The organism is Mesonia sp. K4-1 (assembly GCF_008017825.1).
In the GTDB taxonomy this organism is placed as follows: domain Bacteria; phylum Bacteroidota; class Bacteroidia; order Flavobacteriales; family Flavobacteriaceae; genus Mesonia.
Genome location: NZ_VRLS01000012.1, coordinates 547,433 through 568,234 on the forward strand (window position 1 = coordinate 547,433; position 20,802 = coordinate 568,234).

Below are 20,802 nucleotides of genomic sequence, written 5' to 3' on the forward strand. Positions count from 1 at the left end.
TATTGTTTTTATATTAAAATTTATACTTATTTAGTGCACTTCTTGCCACGTCTTACCAACTTGGAGATCGACTTCCAGTTTTACAGGTAACGAGATGACGTTTTCCATTTCAAACCGTATGAGCTCACGCATATGCTCGACTTCATCATCAGGTACTTCAAATACCAGTTCATCGTGAACTTGAAGGATCATTTTGCTGTGTAACCCTTCCTGTTTTATGCGCCGATGAATATTGACCATTGCCACACGGATAATATCGGCGGCGCTTCCTTGAATTGGTGTATTCATTGCGGCACGTTTGGCTTTCTCTCTTTTGTAAGAATTTTCGGAATGGATGTGGGGCAGAGGTCTCTTGCGTCCGAAAATCGTTTCCGCATACCCGTTACAATCCGCTCTGAACACTAATTCATCGCGATATTGTTTTACACCTTGGTACAACTCAAAATACGCATCGATAAACACCTGACATTCCTCTTGACTGTACTTCCTTTCGGAATCTTTATTGATCGATTTTGCTAAACCGTGCGCGGTCATCCCATAAATCAAACCGAAATTCACCTTCTTACCTATTGTCCCTCTTTGATAATCTGTAACATCACTGTACTCTATATGTAAAGCTTTGGAAGTAGTTAACCTGTGTAGGTCAATTCCTTCATTGTAGGCTTTGATCATTGTAGGGTCTTTTGATAGTGAAGCCATTATTCTTAATTCGACATTGCTGTAATCTGCTCCAATCAACTGGTATCCATCCGGGGCAGCAACGCATCCTCTGAGTTTATTCCCAATGGTTCTGCTAGGGATATTTTGAAGGTTCGGGTTACTCGAGCTTAACCTCCCAGTTGCAGTAACCGTTTGATTGAATGAGGTGTGCAACCGTCCAGTGGTAGGGTGGGTCCTTTTGAGTGCCTTGATGAAGGTGCCTGACACTTTATCCAATGCCCGATACTCTATAATTTGCCCTACGAGGGGATGTGAGTGTATTAACTGCTCTAGAATTTCCGATGATACCGAAAAGTGACCGTTCTTTCCTTTGTTTCCTATTGGTTCCAAACCTAATTGATCAAACAGAACATTGGCAAGCTGTATAGGGGAATTGATATTGATATCTCCTTCAATGAATTCTTGCATTGCTGAAAGAACTTCCTCTTTCTTCTTCTCAATTTTCAATGCAATTTTCTGTAGTAACTTCTTATCAATGAAAACCCCGTTGTATTCCATTTCAGCAATGACGGGCACCAATTGGTTATCTATCACACTAATTTTCTCAAGGTTGTTGGATTCGATTTCTTTAATTAGATATAGATATAGTTGAAGTGTCTGGTCTGCATCTTCACAAGCATAATCTCTTACAGTTTCATTACAGACCCCTTCCAGTGTTTTGCTGTCTTTATCACCAATGGCAATGTCATCATACTTGATTTGCTGGTAGTTAAGATGAATTTTAGAGATATGTTTAAGGTTATGTTTCTTGCGATCGGGAAAAAGCAAATAATCCAATACCATTGTATCAATGATTGTCCCCTTTACTATAATTCCGTGGGAACGTAAAACATTTAGATCGAATCTCAAATTATGACCAATCCATACGATATCAGGGTTACTAAATAGCACTTCTAGTTTTTTAAGCGCTAGCTTTCGGTACTTTCTATTGGGAAGAGGAATGTACACCGCTTTATTGACACTGGTACTAATAGCCATACCAATGATCTTAGCTTGATGAACGTCCAAGCTATCGGTCTCCAGGTCAAAACAGATCACTCTCTTACTCCTTTTCATCTTCTTTATTTATGTTGTTAATAAAACGGGTAAGTTTATTGGGTGTATCTACTATTTTGTACTGGGTATCTACATCCGCAATCGTTTGGATAGGTTGTGATTGTTTTGAGTCTCCACTACTTAACTCAATATATTTTTTTGTGTTTGCCGGGGTCTCTGTAAAAGCAATGTTTTTGGAGTCTAGGTATTTCTTGACCTTGTGGGTAAAATTATTCCTCCTTGGAACGTATTTGGGCTGGGTGTAGCCCCCTTTTCTGAATTCCTCATACAGGTCAGCTTTATGAAACCTTTGGACTCCTTGTTCTATCTTCTCATCGAGAAACTCGACCAGTTCCAGACCAACCTCAGCATAGAGCTTTCGCTCTTCCAAATTGATATTTACAGGTTCTACTAATCCTTGAGATAAGTAGGTATGTACACAGTGTACGATGAAGTTGTCGAATAGCAGCCATTGTTCATCATTCCAATCGGTAAAAAAGTTATGACCAAATTCCGCCTGTGGGGTAAGGTGTTTACCATAGTAGGGTGACACCTCAATTTCGTGCAATCTTCTTTCGGTGGAATTACCCTCACTTCTATTTAAGTAATGATTGGTGGTAGTTGCGATTTTTGGGGAATATTCAAAGGGAAGAGAAACTGTAGGTTTATATTTTTCCTCAATTTCAAAACTGTCGGTCGATAGGTTAAAATAGTTATCCAAATTTTCTTTTTTGGAGGCATCATTGATCAATACCAATTGGGTGAAAATTTTCACCTTTTGAAACGCAAACCGATGAGAGGATTGAAGACGTTTCCCTCCTAATTCAACTACATTTATAACATGGGAAAGTGCTTTTAATAGTAAACTTTTCCCTGTTCCTCCATTGCTTGTTTGGTTGTCCCCTGTGACTTGATCAATAAGTACAACGATTTTTGGGTTGACAGGATCCTTATAGTCGTGCACCAAATATCCCAGAGTAGTAATTAATACAAGAAATCTTTCCTCATTTTGTCCCGCAAGATTCCAGGCAAACTGATAAAAATCTCCTTTTTCTATATCAGATAGTTTTTGAAAATCTCTTTTGATCAATCGGTTATGAAGAAGGGGAGAGCCAAAATCAGTTTTTTTGATCTGACTAATTCCTAAACGTGTGATTTCAACGAGTGTATTCTCAAATTGGAGGTGACAACACTCTTCCGAATCGATTTTAAGCTCTATCGTTTCAATTTTGAAAAACGATTCAATGTTTTTGGTATAAAACTTATAGGAGTTTTCAACTACAGCTCCAAGTACGTCATTCACATCGACAACACCATTTGCCTTATCGAAATTCCGCTCAAAATATTCAACGATCAATTTCGAAATATCGGCAATTTCGATAAGCCTAATGCAATTGTCTTCAATGACGGCAAAGCTATACCCATCAACTCCTTTGAAACTGATTTTTCGGATATTTAAGATAAGTTGTAGAAAAATAATGAGCTGGTAATAATTCACTACTACTTTTCCTCTAAACTTCCTCCAAAAGATTAGATCTTTTTCACGCAAAGAGTTACACAACTTTTGCTCCTTTTTGAGACTTTTAAATTCCTTCACGACCTACTTATTGGAATAGTTAGCCTCAAAGAACTTCTCAAGTTGTTTTCTTTTGTAGCGAACACAATTCCCTATCTTAATTACAGGGAAATCTTTGTGTTTTTTACGAAGGTTAATGATCTGTGATCTGGAAATTTTAAAAAGTAAGCAGACCTCTTTTATGGTTAGGTAGTCTTCGTCCGCTTTTGTTTGAGAAGCTTTATTTCGTTGAGCTAATGTTTTCTGTAATGAAGTGGTTATCCTATCAGCAACTTTAATTTCAAATTGCTCTACTAGTTTTTGTAAATGGAAAGATGTTTCTCCTGACATAATCTATAGTTTTCCGTAAAGAAAAATATAATCAGGAGGCGTTCAGAGTTTTTCGCTAAATACCCTTAGAAATAACTAAAATCGTTAGAAAATCGTCAAAAATTTAAATTTGAGTTTTAGTTTTTTCTAAATCTTTTAGAGAGAAGCAATAAGTGATAATCTTCATTGAAATCTTTATTTCTCACTTCAGTACGAAATGTTTCAAAATTTAAAAAGAGAGTTCCAGCAAATTCTTTCTTCTTTATGCCATACTTGTCTTTGATCGAATTTCTAAAGTTGTTAATTAGTTCTAATCTTTTCTTAGTTCCATAACGTTCTTTATTAAACTTTAATTTAAGGAGTTGAGGAGAAATAATTGCTGAACTTTTAAACTTAAATGAATTTCTTAGAAATGCCTCTGTCGAGGCCTTACCAAAATATTTTTCGAATTTTTTTATTTCATCTTTTAAATCATTTTTGAAATCATCAAATTCATCTGGTATTTCAATTTGGTAAGAAGCTATACTGATTTTTTTAAAGATGTTGGGATTACTATTGTCAATTAATTCTTCAGGAAAAAAATAATCACCATTTGTCGACATTATAGTTGGATTTAACTCCCTGTGGTTTTCTAATTTTTTTAATAATATACCAAAATCATCTCTGAAAAAATTATTTACTTCATTTTGCTTATGTTCTATCCAGTCATCTGTTGCAGGATAATTATTAAATTTATAATAGTCCAAGGGATTTTCAAGTTCTAAGGTAAAATGGTCAATAGATTCAGCAAACGTCAACTCCTTTATGCTTAAATCGCACTCAAACTCAGATTTATTTCTTTTGTCAATAAGCTCTTCTTTATAATACCTTCCTGCCCCATTCAGCTCAAAGAATTTTTTAAACTCGAGTAAAAAATCGACTCTCGAAGATTCTTTCAATTCAGACAATTCTTTATAAATGATATCTACTGTTTCTTCAGTTGAATCAAAAATATTTTGGAGATGCTGATGGTATTTTTTTGGGAACATAGTAATACTTATTTGTAGAAATAATTTTGAAATTGAGTGATGATCAAAAAGCGAAACATTTTAATGCTTTTAAGCGTTAAATAAATTAGGGGTTACAATATAAAAGTATTTATGAAAAAATCCTTTCACTTTTTCACAAAAATAAGTCTCTGAAAAAAGTAGGTGTTTTGGGAAGTATTGCTATCATTGACTTGCGAGAGAATCAAGAGCATATTCAAGAGCAGTTGCTCAAAACCTATTAAAACAAGCAGAAAATATTCTTTGTAACATTATTTGTAAACGCCTGTACTTAAAGGGAAAGAAGTGGATGTAAACAAAAAACCCCGATCGTGAGATCGAGGTTTTGCGGTGGTGCCTCCAGGAATCGAACCAGGGACACAAGGATTTTCAGTCCTTTGCTCTACCAACTGAGCTAAGGCACCAGTGCTTGTAAGCGGTGGCAAATATATATTCATTTTTCATATCTGCCAAATAATTTAATAAAAAAAGTAAATTTGTATTCATTAAATTTAAATAAAAGTGAGAAATCTTACAATAGATATTGGGAATACTTTAGCGAAACTAGCTGTTTTTGAGTATGGTGAGGAGATTTATTTTAAAACATTTAAGCTTGAAAATTTTTCTGAAAAATTAAAAAATATTTTAAAAGAGTACTCTAAAATCACTAATTTAATAATTTCTTCGGTCTCTAAAGATGTTAAGACCCTTTTGGAAGAGGTGCCTAAACATATTCAAGTTTTAGAATTATCTGCAACAACCCCTGTTCCATTTCGTAATTTATATAAAACACCTCAAAGTTTAGGGATAGATAGGATAGCACTTGTAGTTGGAGCTGTAAAAGAATATATTGATAAGGATGTATTGATTATAGATGCAGGAACTTGTATTACATATGATATAGTGACGAAAAAGAAAGAATATTTAGGTGGAGTTATTTCGCCAGGTGTAAACATGCGTTTACATGCAATGCATAATTTTACCTCAAAATTACCGTTAGTTTCTATAACTGATGAAATCAATGATAATATAATAGGGACTACAACACAAGAAAACTTAAAAATTGGAGCCGTAATGGGGACTGTTATGGAAATAGACGGTTTTATAGATCGGTATAAACTTCAATATCAAGATTTAACAGTTATTTTAACAGGAGGTGATAGTCAACTGTTGTCTAAGAAAGTAAAAAATAGCATATTTGCGCCCTACAATTTTCTGTTGAAGGGATTAAACCATATTTTGGAATTTAATACAACTAAATGATTAAGAAAACAATTTTTTTTACATTACTGTTATTTTCAGTATTAGTAAATGCTCAAGAGAATACTTCATCTCCATATTCTTTTTTTGGAGTAGGACTCAATAAATTTAACGGTACAGCAGAAAATAGAGCTATGGGGGGCATGAGTATTGCTTCAGATAGTATTCATATTAATCTTCAAAACCCAGCGGGTTATGGTAAATTGGGATTGACAACTTATGCATTGGGAGGTTCTCATTCTACAGTTAACTTAGAAAGTTCAAATTCATCAGATAGAGCTTCATCTACAACCTTTGATTATTTAGCCATGGCGTTTCCAGCAGGTAAACTAGGCTTTGGTTTAGGTGTAATTCCTTATACATCTGTAGGTTATGAGTTAGAGGATATTACAGGCGAAAGCTCAAGTAGATTTACTGGTAGTGGAGGTCTTAATAAGCTTTTTCTAGCAGCGGGTTATGAAGTTACTAAGGAGCTACGCGTTGGGGTAGAAGGAAGTTATAATTTTGGTAATATTCAAAATAAAAACCTTCTTTTTCAAGATGGACTCCAATTTGGGACTAGAGAAACAAATAGATCTGACCTTAGCGGATTTAAAGTCAATTTTGGAGCTCAATACGAAAAACTTTTAGAGTCGGGATTACAATTGACAGGTTCAGTTAGTTTTTCTCCAGAAACTAAAATCGATTCCGAAAACGAAAGGCAATTAGCAACGCTTATAGTTAACACCGAAAATACTGAGATACTTGCAGATCTTAGAGAAATTGATGTAAAAGATAGTGAGTTAACCCTTCCTTCAGAATTGAAAGTAGGGGGAGGAATAGGGCAGCCTAGAAAATGGTTTGCAGGAATAGAATATGGTAAAAAATCCTCTAGTGATTTTACTAATAGATCTTTTGAGTTAAACAATGTGGTTTATACAGATGCAAATAGTTATAAATTGGGGGGGTATTTTATACCAAATTATAATGATATTACAAGCTATTTTAAAAGAATTGTTTACAGAGCTGGAGTTAGGTATGAAGAAACTGGTTTAAATATTAATAACGAAGACGTAAATGAGTTTGGCATATCTTTTGGAGTAGGTTTACCAGCGGGAAGCTTTTTAACCAATGTGAATTTGGGAGTAGAGTATGGGCAGAGAGGTACCACTTCAAATAATTTAGTGCAAGAGCAATTTGTAAACGTATTTTTAAGCCTTTCCTTAAATGACAAATGGTTTGTCAGAAGAAGATTTGATTAAATAACTATAACTATATTCAACTATGAAAACTAAATTCTTAATCTTATTATCAGGAATTTTTTTAAGTGCAGGAGTAGCAAGTGCACAAGAGGTAGATTGTAATACCGAATTAGCATTGTTCTCTCAAAGCGCAAAAATAAAAGATTATAAAGCGGCAAAACCGCATTATGAAAAATTAATTAAAAATTGTCAAGATGGAAATCTTGCCCTGTATCAATATGGAGAGCGTATGCTTAAGCATTTCGCAAAAAATGCGCCAGAGGGTGAAAAGAAAGCTTCCGCGGAAGCGTTGATCGAAAACTATAAGCTAAGACTTAAAAACTTCCCAAGTAAAACTGAGGTTGGTGCAACTTATGCCAACATTGGTGAAGCTATGTACGATAATAATATGGGTACTAAGGAAGAGCAGTTGGCGATGTTCGATAAAGCTTGGAAAGAAGATAAAGAGTCTTTTAAAGATCCTAGAGCTTTGTATGTTTACTTTAATATCATGGTAGAGTTACAAGATACTGGAAAGAAAGAGTTACAAGATGTATTTAATCTTTATGATGAATTAATTAAAAAGATTGAAGAGCAAGAAGTATATCGTGCAAAACAAGCAGAGCCTTTATTGAAAAAGCAGGAAGAGGGAGAGAAGTTAAATTCTAGTGATGCCAGAACGCTTAAAAACTCTGAAATTTACTTGTCTAACTTTAGTAAAATTAAGGCGGGTATTAATGGATTGTTAGGTGAAAGAGCAGATTGTGATAACTTAATCCCTTTATACAACAAAGATTTTGATGCTAAGAAAACCAATGTAGAATGGTTGCAAAGAGCTGCCAAAAGACTTTCAGCTAAAGACTGTACAGATGATCCTATTTTCTTTAAGTTAGTAGAGGCATTGCACACAGCAGAGCCTTCTGCAAAATCGGCTCTTTATTTAGGTCAGTTAGCTGCTAAAGATGGTAAATCTGCGAAAGCATTAGAATACTATAACCAAAGTGCTGAGTTGGAAGATAACAACTTAGATAAAGCTAGGGTTTATATGAAGATTGCTGGTAACTATAAAGCCAAAGGTAGTTTCTCTACAGCGAGAAACTATTATAAGAAAGCATTAAACTTTCAGCCTTCTTTAGGAGTAGCTTACTTACAAATTGCAAGTATGTATGCTTCTAGTGTAAACACTTGTGGTGATTCAGCTTTTAATAAAAGAGCGGTATATTGGTTAGCAGCAGATTATGCGGACAGGGCAGGTAGAGTAGATCCTTCTATTCAGTCTAATGCAAGTCAAACTGCAAGCAGCTATAGAGGAAGAGCTCCGCAAAAATCTGATATATTCCAAGAAGGCGTTGAGGAAGGTTCAACCATTAAAATTGGATGTTGGATTGGAGAAAGTGTAAGAGTACCATCTATATAATTAAGATGTTACAAACATATCGAAATCATATTTTAAGCATTGTCGCGATACTTTTCGTGACAATGCTTTTTTCTTGTCAAGACCGACTTAATGAGGTGAGAAAATGGGATTTAGATGAGGGAAAGCCTCAAACTGCAGGGAAAGGAATTAATCTTTTTTATACCGATAGCGGAAAGGTTAAAGCTAATTTGAGAACGCCGTTAATGAAAGACTTTACGCATTTAGACTTTTCTTACAGAGAGTTTCCTGATGGGTTGGAATTAGATTTTTTTGATGAAGAAAATAAAAAAAATACCATTATAGCTGACTACGGAATTATGTATGAGCAAACAGATTTGGTAGATTTGCAAGGTAATGTAGTAATTACCACTGCAGATAGTACTGTGCTTAAAGCGAAACAGTTATATTGGGATCAACAACGAGGTTGGGTGTTTTCAGATATTAACTATAATGTAAAGTTAAACAACGGAGCTTTAAATGAAGGGGAAGGCTTTGATGCTAATGAAAAATTTGATAAATTCATATCTAGATCCAATAAAGGAGTACAAATAGTAGAAGAGACAGAATAATATGATGAGATTTTTTAAATATTTTGAGTATGCGTATTTGGTAATTGCCGCGTTTTTTGCATTTGAATCTTATAGAATTTGGAGTGTAGATAGGGATAGAGCCTATGTGTTTATTTTCTTTGTAGCCTTAGCTATTTTTATGTATTTCTTTAAAAGGAAATTCAGGAAAAAAATAGAACAACGTAATCAACCATAAATGGAAGTAGATATACTTATAATTGTTCTTTCCTTAATCCTTTCGGCGTTTTTCTCTGGTATGGAAATCGCTTATGTTTCGGCCAATAAAATTCATATTGAAATAGAAAAAAAACAAGGTAGTTTTCTTTCTAATGTATTGGCGAGGCTTACCAAAAAACCTTCAAAATTTATAGCAACCATGTTGGTGGGCAATAATATTGCTCTAGTTGTGTACGGTTTTTTTATGGGAGATCTATTGGTAGAATTGTTAACAGCGCAAGTCCCGTTAGAAAACGCCTTTCTTAATTATTGGTTTACCGATGGATTAATAATAAGTCAGACTATTATTTCAACATTGGTGATTTTATTTACTGCAGAATTTCTTCCAAAAGTATTTTTTCAGATTTACGCCAACAACCTACTTAAGTTTTTTGCCTTCCCAGCATACCTATTTTACTTGCTTTTTACATTTGTTTCATCATTTATTATCTGGATTTCCGATTTGGTCCTCAAATTTTTATTTAAAACCGATGGGGATGAAGTCCAGCTTGCCTTCAGTAAAGTAGAACTAGGAAATTATATTAATGAACAAATGGATTCGGTTGAAGAAGACGATGATATCGATTCAGAAATACAGATTTTTAAAAATGCATTAGAATTTTCTGAAGTAAAATCACGTGAAGTGATGATACCACGTACCGAAATTATAGCGGTAGATGTTTCAGAATCCCCAAAAAATTTAATCAACATCTTTACGGAAACAGGACTTAGTAAAATCTTAGTCTATAAGGAAACTAATGATGATATCGTAGGGTATATCCATTCTTTTGATTTATTCAAGAAACCAAAAGACATTAAGACCATTATGATGCCGGTTCTATATGTGCCAGAAACCATGTTGGTTAAAGACGTGCTTAATATTCTTATCAAAAAAAGAAAAAGCATAGCGGTAGTGATAGATGAATATGGCGGGACGAGTGGAATTATGACTGTTGAAGATATTGTGGAAGAGCTTTTTGGTGAAATTGAAGATGAACACGATCCTGTAGTTTTGATAGAAGAAGATTTCGGAAACGGTACGTATAGGTTTTCAGCAAGAATGGAAGTAGATTATATTAATGAAACTTATAAGCTAAATCTTCCTGAAGGAGAAAACTATGAAACTTTAGGAGGTTTTATCGTGCATCATACCGAGGAGATTCCTGAGAAAAATGGGCAAGTAACCATCGATGGTTTTAAGATTTTAATCTTAGAAGTTTCTAACACAAAAATAGAATTAGTACAAATTCAACCGATTGAAGAAGACTAATTTTACTATTCTTTAACTTTTTAAGGAATTTCTGTTTTATAGTTTCGGTAATTATCTTATTTTCGCCCACTATATTTAGACAAATTCATATTCAAAAATGGCAGTATTAAATAAAATAAGGCAACGTTCGGTTTTTTTGATCGTAATTATTGCACTAGCATTGTTTTCATTTGTGTTAGCAGATGTAATTAGAAACAGTGGTTTCTCAAAAAATCAAAGCAATGTTGGCGTAGTAAACGGTAACGAAATTTCTAGAGAGGATTTTGCAAGACAAGTAGAAGCTGTACAACGTAATGGTCAAGGAAACGTAACTACTGCGCAAGCTGTAAATAGAGTTTGGGAGAATAAATTACAAGAAACTCTATTAGATGAGCAGTTAGATGAATTAGATATCGAGGTTGGTCAAGGGCAAATTAATAATATTTTAAAGCGTCAGTTTACAGGAAATCAAAACTTCATGAATGAAGCAGGTTTGTTTGATTTAGCTGTAATGCGTGAATATGTAGCAAATCTTAAAGCTACTTCACCAGAAGCTTACCAGCAATGGTTAGCTGTAGAAGAAAGTGCTGCAAAGCAAGCAAAAGCTTCTATTTACTATAACATGGTGAGAGCGGGAGTAGGAGCAACTTTATTAGAAGGAGAGCAGGCTTACAAAATGGAGAATGATAACATCGATTTAAAATTCGTGAAAATTCCTTACGAAACTGTTGGTGAGATTGAGGTTTCTAAAGACGAAATTAAAAGTTATTTAAAAGATCATAAAGATAAATATGAAGTAGAAGCTTCTAGAGATATTCAATATGTATTTTTTGAAGAAAAAGCTTCTGCTAAAGATGACGCTGATACGAAAGTAGCATTAGAGAAATTAATGAAAGACCGTGAGGAGTACAATGAGGTTTCTCAAGCTAACGAAATGTTAGACGGTTTTGCAAAAACATCTAATAACGAAGAATTTGTAAATGAGTTTTCAGATCTTCCTTATGAAGGACGTTTTACTTTTAAAGACGAATTAAATAAAGATAATGCTGAGCAAATTTTCAGTCTTTCTGAAGGGCAAACATTTGGTCCTTATAAAGAAGGAGGTTTCTGGAAAGTAACTAAAGTAACTGGAGTAAAGCAATTAACAGACTCTGTGAAAGCAGCTCACATTTTAGTAGCTCATAAAGATAGTCCTGTTGGAAGTGATTTAGAAAGAACAAAAGAAGAAGCTAAGAAATTAGCCGATAGTATTGTTACTCAGGTAAAATCAAATGATTCTTTATTTGCTAGCTTAGCAAAAGAGTATTCGTCAGATACTACTTCTAAAGAGAATGGTGGAGATTTAGGATGGGTAAATTATAGAAATACGACTTCTTCAAAATTTATTGATTATATTTTTGATTCAAGTTCAGAGAAATACGGAGTTGTAGATACAGAATACGGTTATCACGTTGTGTTAATTGATGAAGCAAAAGCGACACAAAAAGCGGTAAAAGTGGTTACTTTAAGTAAAGAAATTGAGCCTTCAGAAAAAACTACTAATGACTTGTTTGCTACAACTACAAAATTTGAAATCGCTGCAGCGGATAAAGGTTTTGATGAGGTAGCTGAAGAGAATAGTTACGAAGTAAGACCTGTAAAAGGAATTAAAGCGATGGAAGAAGCTTTAAGAGGTATAGGAAATCAAAGAAGAATTGTACAGTGGTCTTTTAACGAAGAAACAGCTACAGGTGATATTAGAAGATTTGACTTGCCAAATGGTTATGTAGTAGCGCAGGTAACTGCTAAAAATGAGAAAGGATTGATGAGCGTAGAAGAAGCTTCTGCAACGGTAACTCCAATTATTAGAAAAGAAAAGCAAGCTAAAATGATTAAAGATAAAATTTCTGGAAGTACTTTATCAGAAATAGCTTCTAATCAAAAGTCCTCTGTAGAAACTGCTTCTGCTGTAAACCTAAGCAGTCCAGTTTTACCAGGAGCAACGTCTGAGCCTAAAGTTGTAGGAGCTGCATTTTTCTTGGAAAAAGGAAAAGTAAGCAAGCCAATTGCAGGAGAAAAAGGAGTTTATGTGGTAGAGGTTACTAATAGAACTGAAGCTGCACCACTTAACTCTTACAGAATGATCGCTGCAAGAAAAACAAAAGAACGTGCTGCTCAAGCTACAAGTAGATTAGTTGAGGCTTTAAAAAGCAGTGCTGAAATTGAAGATAATAGAGCTAACTTCTATTAATCTTTAAATTCTATAAAAATAAAAAGTCCGCTATTTTAGCGGACTTTTTGTTTTTAGTAAATGTCCCATCCTGAAATAGCGATACACTAAATCTTAGTGTAATGAAAACATCAGCAAACAAAGGCTACGTGAAGCGTACCCAAAGAGATTACTCTATTTCTTTTAAACTCCAAGTGGTCCAAGAGATTGAATCGGGTCAATTAGATAGGTCAGGTGCCTGTCATAAATATGGTATTCAAGCCAGGTCCACTATCACCCAATGGTTAAGAAAATATGGTAACTTTGATTGGAACAATTTATCTAAATCAACCGTGGCTAAAACACCCGAACAGAAAATACTTGAACTAGAGGCAAAGGTGAAACTCTTGGAAAAGCAGAAAGCAAGAGCTGAGCACCTTGCGCAGCGCGCAGACAAAAAGGTTATCATTTTTGATATGCTGGTCGATATGGCCGAGAAGGAATGATATCCAAATAAGAAAAAATTACAAACCCGAGTTATCAAATGCTTCAAAGAAGAGCAAAAAGAGACCATAATCTCTGCCTGTGAATTATTCGGGGTAAATAGACAGGTATATTACAGATCTATAAAATCCAAAAAACACAAACAGCTCATAGCTCAACAAGCTATTACGCTGGTACGTTCCATAAGAAGCTTAATGCCCAGGCTGGGCACAAGAAAATTATATCATATACTCAGAATTGAACTGAGCAAACTCAACGTTGGCAGAGATAAGCTGTTTGCAATATTGAGAGCAAACCATATGTTGATAACACCTAAAAGAAGCTATCAAATCACAACCGATTCGCACCACAGGTTCAGAAAACATAAGAACACAGTTAACGAAGTTGAATTTGAGCGTCCGGAACAAGTATGGGTAAGTGATATAACATATACGGGAAACAGAAAAAACCCATCATATCTTGCGCTTATCACAGATGCGTACTCAAAGAAAATAATGGGCCACGATGTGTCGGCAAGTTTAGAAGTGGGTGGTTCTATAAGAGCACTCGAAATGGCTCTTAAGAAAAGAAGCCATAAAGGACAACCTTTGGTACATCACTCAGATAGAGGGCTACAGTATTGTTCAAATGAATACCAAAAGATACTGAAAGACAATGGTATAGGTACCAGTATGACCGAAAAATACGACCCTTATGAAAATGCTATTGCTGAGCGTGTGAACGGAATTTTAAAACAAGAGTTTTTGATAGCTGCCCACGATACCGATTTATCAACGAAAAAAAGGTTGATTAAAGATGCTGTCAACATCTACAATTCAATGAGACCTCACTTATCCAATCATATGTTAACACCCTCTATGATGCACAAACAACAAAAACTAAAAAGAAAACAGTACAAATCAAAAAAGCTGAACAATGAAGCCATTGTTCAGCTTTAATTAATAAATTTAATCCTTTAATAATCTGTATCGGTTATTTAGGACTAGACAAAAATAGGTATTTACACTTTGATTAATTATGGTGTATACTTAACTAGTTTTTGGGTTACATATTATTATTAAAAACCATTTCACTAAATGGAATAATGGTAGTGTAGCCTAAGTCTTTAAAATAAGACATCATCTTGAAATTTCCTGTAGCCAAAATAAAATCACCACCCCATCCTCCAAGGCTTTTAATGCTTCCTTTATAGTTTTTAAATAACTGTTCTTTAATAGTAGGTGTTTTTAATACTTTAGATAAAATTTCTTCGTGCCTATTGAGGAGTTGTTCAAATTTAGATAGACCTATAGTTGGATCAAGAATGGTATCTGTAATGTTGTTAATTTTTATTGTAGCCTCTTTTTTAGCAACCTTATCTAATGATCTATAATGCTGAATGGCTTCCCTGCTGTTCTTTTTCTGATTTAAATAAACAAAGAAAATTTGATCGGTAAAATGTGGTTGGAATGAGACTGATTTCACAAACGGCTTTTCTTCATTTCTCTGGTAAATTATGGGAGTGTTTCTATCCGCGCAACCGATATCATAACCACTACCTCCAAAAGTCTTTTTAAGCAGCTGGTAAGGGTTAATTTGCGCCCATTGAGATAGGTTATGAATTAATGTAGAAGAGGAGCCTAATCCCCAATCCCTTGGAAATTCCAAAAAAGAATTAATTTCGTATCCGCTTTTAAAATCTAAGTTTGAAGAAAACTTAAAAACCTCTTGTAAAATAAAGTTCAAGTTTTTAATGACATCTTTATTATTAAGGTTTTCTTCTTTTATTTTACAATTGATTTGTTGGTTGTCAAAATTAAATTCCTGAGAAAACCATAAGCTACCATCTGCTAAAAAACTATTCCATTTAATACCAGATTTGTCGGTGGTTTTTACGCTTAATTTTTGTCCCAACTTGGTAGGCAATGCCAAAGCCTTTGCATCATCGAGAACAAGGTACTCTCCTGTAATTAGTAGCTTTCCGTGAGCATAATAAGTTTTAAGCATTTCTTAATTGTTCTAAGACTTCTACTACGGCACTATGAGAAACGGTGTTGTTTTTAAAATGAGCCTTAACTTCTTGCTTTTCGGAAGGGCTAGCATTAAATTGGTTAAGTATATTCATAAGGTGCATTTTCATATGCCCTTCTTGAATACCCGTAGTTACCAATGATTTTATGGCTGCAAAATTTTGAGCTAAACCAGCTACCGCAACAATCTTCATAAGTTCTTTAGCAGAAGGGTTTCCTAACATTTCTAATGCCAATTTAACCAAAGGGTGTAAATTGGTAAGTCCTCCTACTGTACCCAAAGCTAAAGGAATTTCTATAGAAAAAGTAAACTTTTCGTTTTCTACTTTAGCAGAAGTTAAGCTGCTGTACTGTCCGTTTCTTGATGCATAGGCATGTATGCCAGCTTCAACGGCTCGAAAATCGTTCCCTGTGGCAAGAACAACCGCATCAATACCATTCATAATTCCTTTATTATGAGTAACAGCTCTGTAAGGTTCCGCTTTAGCGATATTAACAGCTTCAATAAATTTATGAGCAAAATGTTGAGCATCTTCCTTTTTTGGAAGTAAATCTTCAACAGGGCAAGAAACCTCGGCTGTGGCGATACAATTAGGAACATAATTAGAAAGTATGCTCATGATAATCTCTAAGGGCTGTTGGTCTTCGCTAGCGTTAAAATATTTAGCAGCTTCTTCTTTTAATGTGGCAGCAATTTCTTCTAAACAGGAATTAATAAAATTGGCTCCCATAGCGTCTAAAGTTTCAAACTCAGCATGAATTTGATAGTAATTCGCTAATGCGGAAGTTTTATCTCGAAGTTCTAAGCTTAAAACTCCACCTCCTCTTTTTTCCATATTTTTGGTGAGAGGCTGTAGGCGATCAAATATTAAACTTTTTGTCTTATTAAAAAACTGCTCTAACAAAGAGAAGTTTTGAGTAAATAAAAAATGAACTTGCCCTACCTTTCTAGTATCTACAACGTTCGCTTTAAAGCCTCCTTTATTACTCCAAAATTTTGCAGCATTACTTGCAGCAGCAATAACAGAGCTTTCTTCTATTGCCATAGGAAGAGCATAAATTTCTCCGTTGATATTAAAATTTGGAGCTACTCCAAAAGGGAAGTAGTAATTAGAAATGGTGTTTTCGGTAAATTCATCGTGTAGCTTTTGTAGCTTTTTATCGTCGTTCCAATATTGCTTCAATAAATAAGTAGCATTTTCACTATCCTTAAAGTAGTTTTGAGTTAGCCACTCTACTTTTTCGTCTTTACTTAATTTAGAGAATCCTAAAATTTGCTTCATGAGTTGTTCTGTATAAAACGCAAATATACGATTATGATAATTTTAGGATGTTAGTTTTAAAAGAAGAATAAGACAAATGCGACAGCTCCCTTATTCTTAGTAAGTAGGTATTTAACACTAAATGCCCTCCGTTTTTAAGGATTTTTTAGTAAACTTGGGATTCAAAAATTCGATTTCCTCAACTTATGAAAATTTTAAAATTCGCATTGGTAGTATTTCTAACTACCACGAGCATATTAAGTGCTCAAAATAAACAAGTTACATTAGAAGAGATTTGGGGCGGAACATTCCGTCAAGAATATTTACAAGCATTACGTTCTTTAAATAATGGTGAAGAATATGTGGTTCAAAGTTATGACCGTAGCGCTAAAGCGATGAATGTAGATGTGTTTAGCTATGAAACAGGAAAAAAAACAAGAACACTAATTTCTTCTGCAGATATTGACGAGTTAGATTTTTTTCAAAGTTATTCATTGAGTGAAAATGAAGAAAAAGCCATTTTAGGAGTAGATGTAGAGTCTATTTTTAGAAGATCTTCTAAAGGAATTTTTTATGTATACGACTTAAAATCTAAGGAATTAATCAAAATTTCTGAAGATAAAATACAAGAGCCAACACTTTCTCCTAGCGGTAAAAAAGTGACTTATGTTTTTGAAAATAACATTTACATAAAAGACCTTGCTTCTGCTAAAGTAACTCAGGTGACTACAGATGGTGTAGATAATAAAATTATAAACGGGGTTACCGATTGGGTTTACGAAGAAGAATTTGCTTTTGTACAAGCTTACCAATGGAATAAGGATGGTAGCAAAATAGCTTTCTTAAGATTTGATGAAACTCAAGTTCCAGAATTTTCTATGGATATGTATGGTACTTACGGTAAGCAACTTTACCCTAGACAAGAAGTTTTTAAATACCCAAAAGCTGGAGAGGACAACTCTAAAGTAAGTTTACATATGTATGATGTGTCTAAGGGACAAACCGCTAAAGTCAACTTAGAAAAAGAATATGAGTACTTGCCAAGAATAAAGTGGAGTAACGATGCTAATATTCTTACCGTACAGGCTATGAATAGGCATCAAAATAACTTAGACCTTATTGCTGTGAATGCTTCAAGCAAGGAAGCTAAAGTTATTTTAACTGAAAAGGATGAAGCTTATATCGATGTAACCGATAATCTTACTTTCTTAAATGATAATAGCTTTATTTGGACAAGTGAAAAAAATGGTTGGAACCATATTTATCATTATGATAGAAACGGAAAGTTAATTGATCAGGTAACCGATGGCCAGTGGGAAGTAACCGATTATTATGGTTTCGATGCAAAAACGGGAAGAATTTACTTTCAAAGTACAGAAAACGGAAGCATTAATAGAGACGTATTTTCTATAAGAGCCAACGGTAAAAATAAAGCACAGCTAACTCAAAAAAGAGGAACAAATAGTGCAGATTTTAGCGCAGACTTCACTTACTTCATCAATTCTTATACAAGTGCAACTACTCCTTATGAGTTTACGTTACACCAAGCAAAAAACGGTAAGAAAGTACGAGATATTAAGGATAATAAAAAGCTATTAAAGCAATTAGAGCCTTATAACTTCTCTAAGAAAGAATTTTCAACTATTTCCGTTAACGGAAATGATTTGAATATGTGGATGATTAAACCTTCTAACTTTGATCCTAATAAAGAGTATCCATTATTTATGTTTCAATATTCTGGACCTGGTTCACAATCGGTTTCAAACTCATTTTTTGGAGCCAACGATTACTGGTATCAACTATTAGCAAATGAAGGTTATATCATTGCATGTGTAGATGGTAGAGGAACTGGTTTTAAAGGAGCAGAATTTAAAAAAGTAACTCAAAATGAATTAGGAAAATATGAGTTAGAAGACCAAATTGATGCTGCAAATCAATTAGGAGATAGAACTTACGTAGATACGAATAGAATCGGAATTTGGGGATGGAGTTATGGTGGTTTCATGTCGTCTAATGCTATTTTAAAAGGAAATGATACTTTTAAAATGGCTATTGCAGTTGCTCCTGTAACAAGCTGGCGTTTTTATGATAGTATCTATACAGAACGTTACATGACAACTCCACAGGAAAATGCTTCTGGTTATGATGAAAATTCACCAATCAATCACGTAGAAAAATTAAAGGGATCTTATCTTTTAGTACATGGAGGTGGAGATGATAATGTTCATGTTCAAAACTCTATGCAAATGATAGAAGCATTAATACAAGCTAATAAACAGTTTGATTGGGCCATTTATCCAGATAAAAATCATGGTATATATGGAGGAAATACAAGACTTCATTTATACACTAAAATGACCAACTTCATTAAAGAAAATTTATAAATAACTAACAATTACTATATGTCGTCAGTAGCTCAAGCTAATAGAAAAGAACTTTTTGGCCACCCAGTAGGTCTGTTTATACTGTTTTTTACAGAAATGTGGGAGCGTTTCTCTTATTACGGTATGCGTGGGATACTTACCTTATATATTGCAGCTTCGGCTACAGCTATAGATCCTGGGTTAGGTTGGAGTAATAAAGATGCAATTTGGTTATACGGTTGGTATACAATGTTAGTGTATGTGGCATCTATTCCTGGAGGTTGGATTGCCGATAAATTTTTAGGACAAAAGAAAACGGTTTTAATTGGTGGTATCCTTTTGTGTTTAGGACATGGGGTGTTGGCCATTCCGCAGGATTGGGCATTTTTTACAGGACTTATTTTAATCATATTAGGAGTTGGAGGTTTAAAACCGAATATTTCTACAATGGTAGGTGGTCTTTATAAAGAAGGAGATATTAGAAGAGATAGTGGATTTACTATATTTTATATCGGTATCAATGTTGGAGCCTTTTTAGCAAGTATTTCTGTAGGATTAGTAGCTTATTATTACGGATGGCATTACGGTTTTGGTCTTGCTGGAGTAGGAATGGTGCTTGGGCAAATAGTCTTTATGTGGGGACAAAGGTATTTAAAAGGAGTAGGTGAATTTACTGGTGGAGAAAATGTTTCAGAGGCAGAAAAAGCAGCAGCGAAACGACCATTAAACAAAATAGAGAAAGATAGAGTAATTGTACTTTTAATCTCTTTCTTAATTGTAGTTGTTTTCTGGGGAGCTTTTGAGCAAGCTGGAGGGTTAATGAACCTTTATACAGATGCTAAAGTAGATAGAACTATTGGATTGAGCTGGTTACAGGAAATTCCTGCGGCAGTTTTCCAATCTTTAAATGCTGGATATATTATTATTTTTGGAACTCTAGTAGGTGGTTTTTGGATTACCGTAAAGAAAAAGGGGAAAGAAGCTTCTTCATTATTTAAGATGGCTGTAGGAACCATTATTATGGGACTTGGTTATGTATTTATGATGTTTGCTTCTCAAGAAGCAAGTGCAGAAGTATTTGGGAAAGCAGCAATGATTTGGATTTTCTTAGCTTATCTTTTTCATACTATCGGGGAGTTATGTACATCTCCTGTAGCACTTTCATTTATTACTAAATTGGCGCCTCTTAAATATGCATCGATAATGATGGGCGTTTATTTTGCAGCAACAGGATTTGGTAATAAACTTGCCGGAAGTATTGGAGAATCTGCTCAACTAGAACCTTTTGAAGGAACTATGATCGTGCAAAAGCAAGAGGTTATTCCATTTATGGAAAAAGACAGTATTGAAGTTAAAAATAAACAGAATAAAGTAGTAGATGTTTATGATTACCCAATTAACTTAGATAAAAACTTCAGTATACGAAGTGATGTTTATTTGCAAGATGGAGAGGTGGTATTCAATCAAATAGATTCAGATGAGAATTTGAATAGATTGTTTCAACTTTCTAATGGAGAAGATAGCAACACTCCAGAACTCAAAGAAACACTTAAGGAAAATAACGCTACTGCAGAAAACCCTTATCATGCGAGTATTATCTTTGAAAAAGATCCAGATGCTGCCAAGGTTACCGAAAATATAGGTGATGGTAAGAATTACGGAGTTTCATTCGTATTAGAAGAAGAACAGAGTGAGCAAGAATACAAAACCTTTATGTACCTAACGATATTCACTGTAGCTTTTGGTTTCTTAGTAATTTTATTCTTAAAGAAATTAAAGAAACTTACCCACGGCGCAGAGGATAACGAAAGAAGTATAGACGGCGATGAAAAAGATAACGAACCATTTGAAATAGCAGATCCAGAAATAAAGAATTAATA

Annotated in this window: 16 protein-coding genes and 1 tRNA gene; 10 read left to right on the top strand and 7 right to left on the bottom strand. The window is 34.3% G+C overall.

The window, feature by feature from the left end; translation table 11 throughout:
* Positions 1-30 precede the first annotated feature (30 nt).
* The 5 genes from FT986_RS03720 to FT986_RS03740 all read right to left on the bottom strand — a co-directional run bounded on the left by FT986_RS03720 (position 31) and on the right by FT986_RS03740 (position 5,090).
* Positions 31-1,776, bottom strand: coding sequence for a DNA polymerase (locus FT986_RS03720; protein ID WP_147863895.1), 1,746 nt, complete (start codon positions 1,774-1,776; stop codon positions 31-33).
* A complete protein-coding gene (locus FT986_RS03725; RefSeq protein WP_147863896.1) occupies positions 1,763-3,352 on the bottom strand; it encodes a primase-helicase family protein in 1,590 nt (529 codons plus the stop codon). The genes FT986_RS03720 and FT986_RS03725 overlap by 14 nt, the downstream gene beginning before the upstream one ends.
* 3 nt (positions 3,353-3,355) lie before the next feature.
* Positions 3,356-3,661: a helix-turn-helix domain-containing protein gene (locus FT986_RS03730; protein WP_147863897.1), complete on the bottom strand. Its 306-nt coding sequence runs from the start codon at positions 3,659-3,661 to the stop codon at positions 3,356-3,358.
* 116 nt (positions 3,662-3,777) lie between these two features.
* Positions 3,778-4,668 (bottom strand): hypothetical protein, encoded by an 891-nt coding sequence (locus FT986_RS03735; RefSeq protein ID WP_147863898.1) that lies wholly within the window; start codon positions 4,666-4,668, stop codon positions 3,778-3,780.
* A 349-nt stretch (positions 4,669-5,017) separates the two neighbouring features.
* Positions 5,018-5,090: transfer RNA gene (locus tag FT986_RS03740), tRNA-Phe, on the bottom strand.
* A 97-nt stretch (positions 5,091-5,187) separates the two neighbouring features.
* On the opposite strand from FT986_RS03740, the gene FT986_RS03745 reads away from it, so the two are divergent.
* From FT986_RS03745 to FT986_RS03780, 8 genes are all read left to right on the top strand, one after another.
* Positions 5,188-5,928 carry a type III pantothenate kinase gene (locus FT986_RS03745; protein WP_147863899.1) on the top strand — a complete coding sequence of 247 codons (741 nt, stop codon included), beginning with the start codon at positions 5,188-5,190 and terminating at the stop codon, positions 5,926-5,928.
* Complete coding sequence (locus FT986_RS03750; RefSeq protein WP_147863900.1) at positions 5,925-7,166, top strand: hypothetical protein; 1,242 nt, start codon at positions 5,925-5,927, stop codon at positions 7,164-7,166. Before FT986_RS03745 ends, FT986_RS03750 begins: the two co-directional genes overlap by 4 nt.
* A gap of 22 nt (positions 7,167-7,188) precedes the next feature.
* A complete protein-coding gene (locus tag FT986_RS03755; RefSeq protein WP_147863901.1) occupies positions 7,189-8,562 on the top strand; it encodes a tetratricopeptide repeat protein in 1,374 nt (457 codons plus the stop codon).
* A gap of 5 nt (positions 8,563-8,567) precedes the next feature.
* Complete coding sequence (gene lptC / locus FT986_RS03760) at positions 8,568-9,131, top strand: LPS export ABC transporter periplasmic protein LptC (protein WP_147863902.1); 564 nt, start codon at positions 8,568-8,570, stop codon at positions 9,129-9,131.
* 196 nt (positions 9,132-9,327) lie between these two features.
* On the top strand, positions 9,328-10,617 hold the full coding sequence (locus tag FT986_RS03770) for a hemolysin family protein (protein ID WP_147863903.1): 1,290 nt from the start codon (positions 9,328-9,330) through the stop codon (positions 10,615-10,617).
* A 97-nt stretch (positions 10,618-10,714) separates the two neighbouring features.
* Entirely contained in the window at positions 10,715-12,826 is a 2,112-nt protein-coding gene (locus tag FT986_RS03775; protein WP_147863904.1) for a peptidylprolyl isomerase, read from the top strand.
* A 101-nt stretch (positions 12,827-12,927) separates the two neighbouring features.
* Positions 12,928-13,290 (top strand): helix-turn-helix domain-containing protein, encoded by a 363-nt coding sequence (locus FT986_RS16050; RefSeq protein ID WP_222706178.1) that lies wholly within the window; start codon positions 12,928-12,930, stop codon positions 13,288-13,290.
* Positions 13,291-13,323: 33 nt separating this feature from the next.
* A complete protein-coding gene (locus FT986_RS03780) occupies positions 13,324-14,226 on the top strand; it encodes an IS3 family transposase (RefSeq protein ID WP_222706180.1) in 903 nt (300 codons plus the stop codon).
* A gap of 106 nt (positions 14,227-14,332) precedes the next feature.
* On the opposite strand, the gene FT986_RS03785 is transcribed toward FT986_RS03780, so the two are convergent.
* Together FT986_RS03785 and FT986_RS03790 are read right to left on the bottom strand one after the other, a co-directional pair.
* Complete coding sequence (locus tag FT986_RS03785; RefSeq protein WP_147863905.1) at positions 14,333-15,274, bottom strand: GYDIA family GHMP kinase; 942 nt, start codon at positions 15,272-15,274, stop codon at positions 14,333-14,335.
* Positions 15,267-16,580: a hydroxymethylglutaryl-CoA reductase, degradative gene (locus tag FT986_RS03790; RefSeq protein ID WP_147863906.1), complete on the bottom strand. Its 1,314-nt coding sequence runs from the start codon at positions 16,578-16,580 to the stop codon at positions 15,267-15,269. Before FT986_RS03790 ends, FT986_RS03785 begins: the two co-directional genes overlap by 8 nt.
* A 185-nt stretch (positions 16,581-16,765) precedes the next feature.
* Between FT986_RS03790 and FT986_RS03795 the strand changes: the two genes are divergently transcribed.
* Positions 16,766-18,943, top strand: a complete 2,178-nt coding sequence (locus FT986_RS03795; RefSeq protein WP_147863907.1) for a S9 family peptidase — start codon at positions 16,766-16,768, stop codon at positions 18,941-18,943.
* An 18-nt stretch (positions 18,944-18,961) separates the two neighbouring features.
* Positions 18,962-20,800, top strand: a complete 1,839-nt coding sequence (locus FT986_RS03800; protein ID WP_147863908.1) for a peptide MFS transporter — start codon at positions 18,962-18,964, stop codon at positions 20,798-20,800.
* Positions 20,801-20,802: the final 2 nt, after the last annotated feature.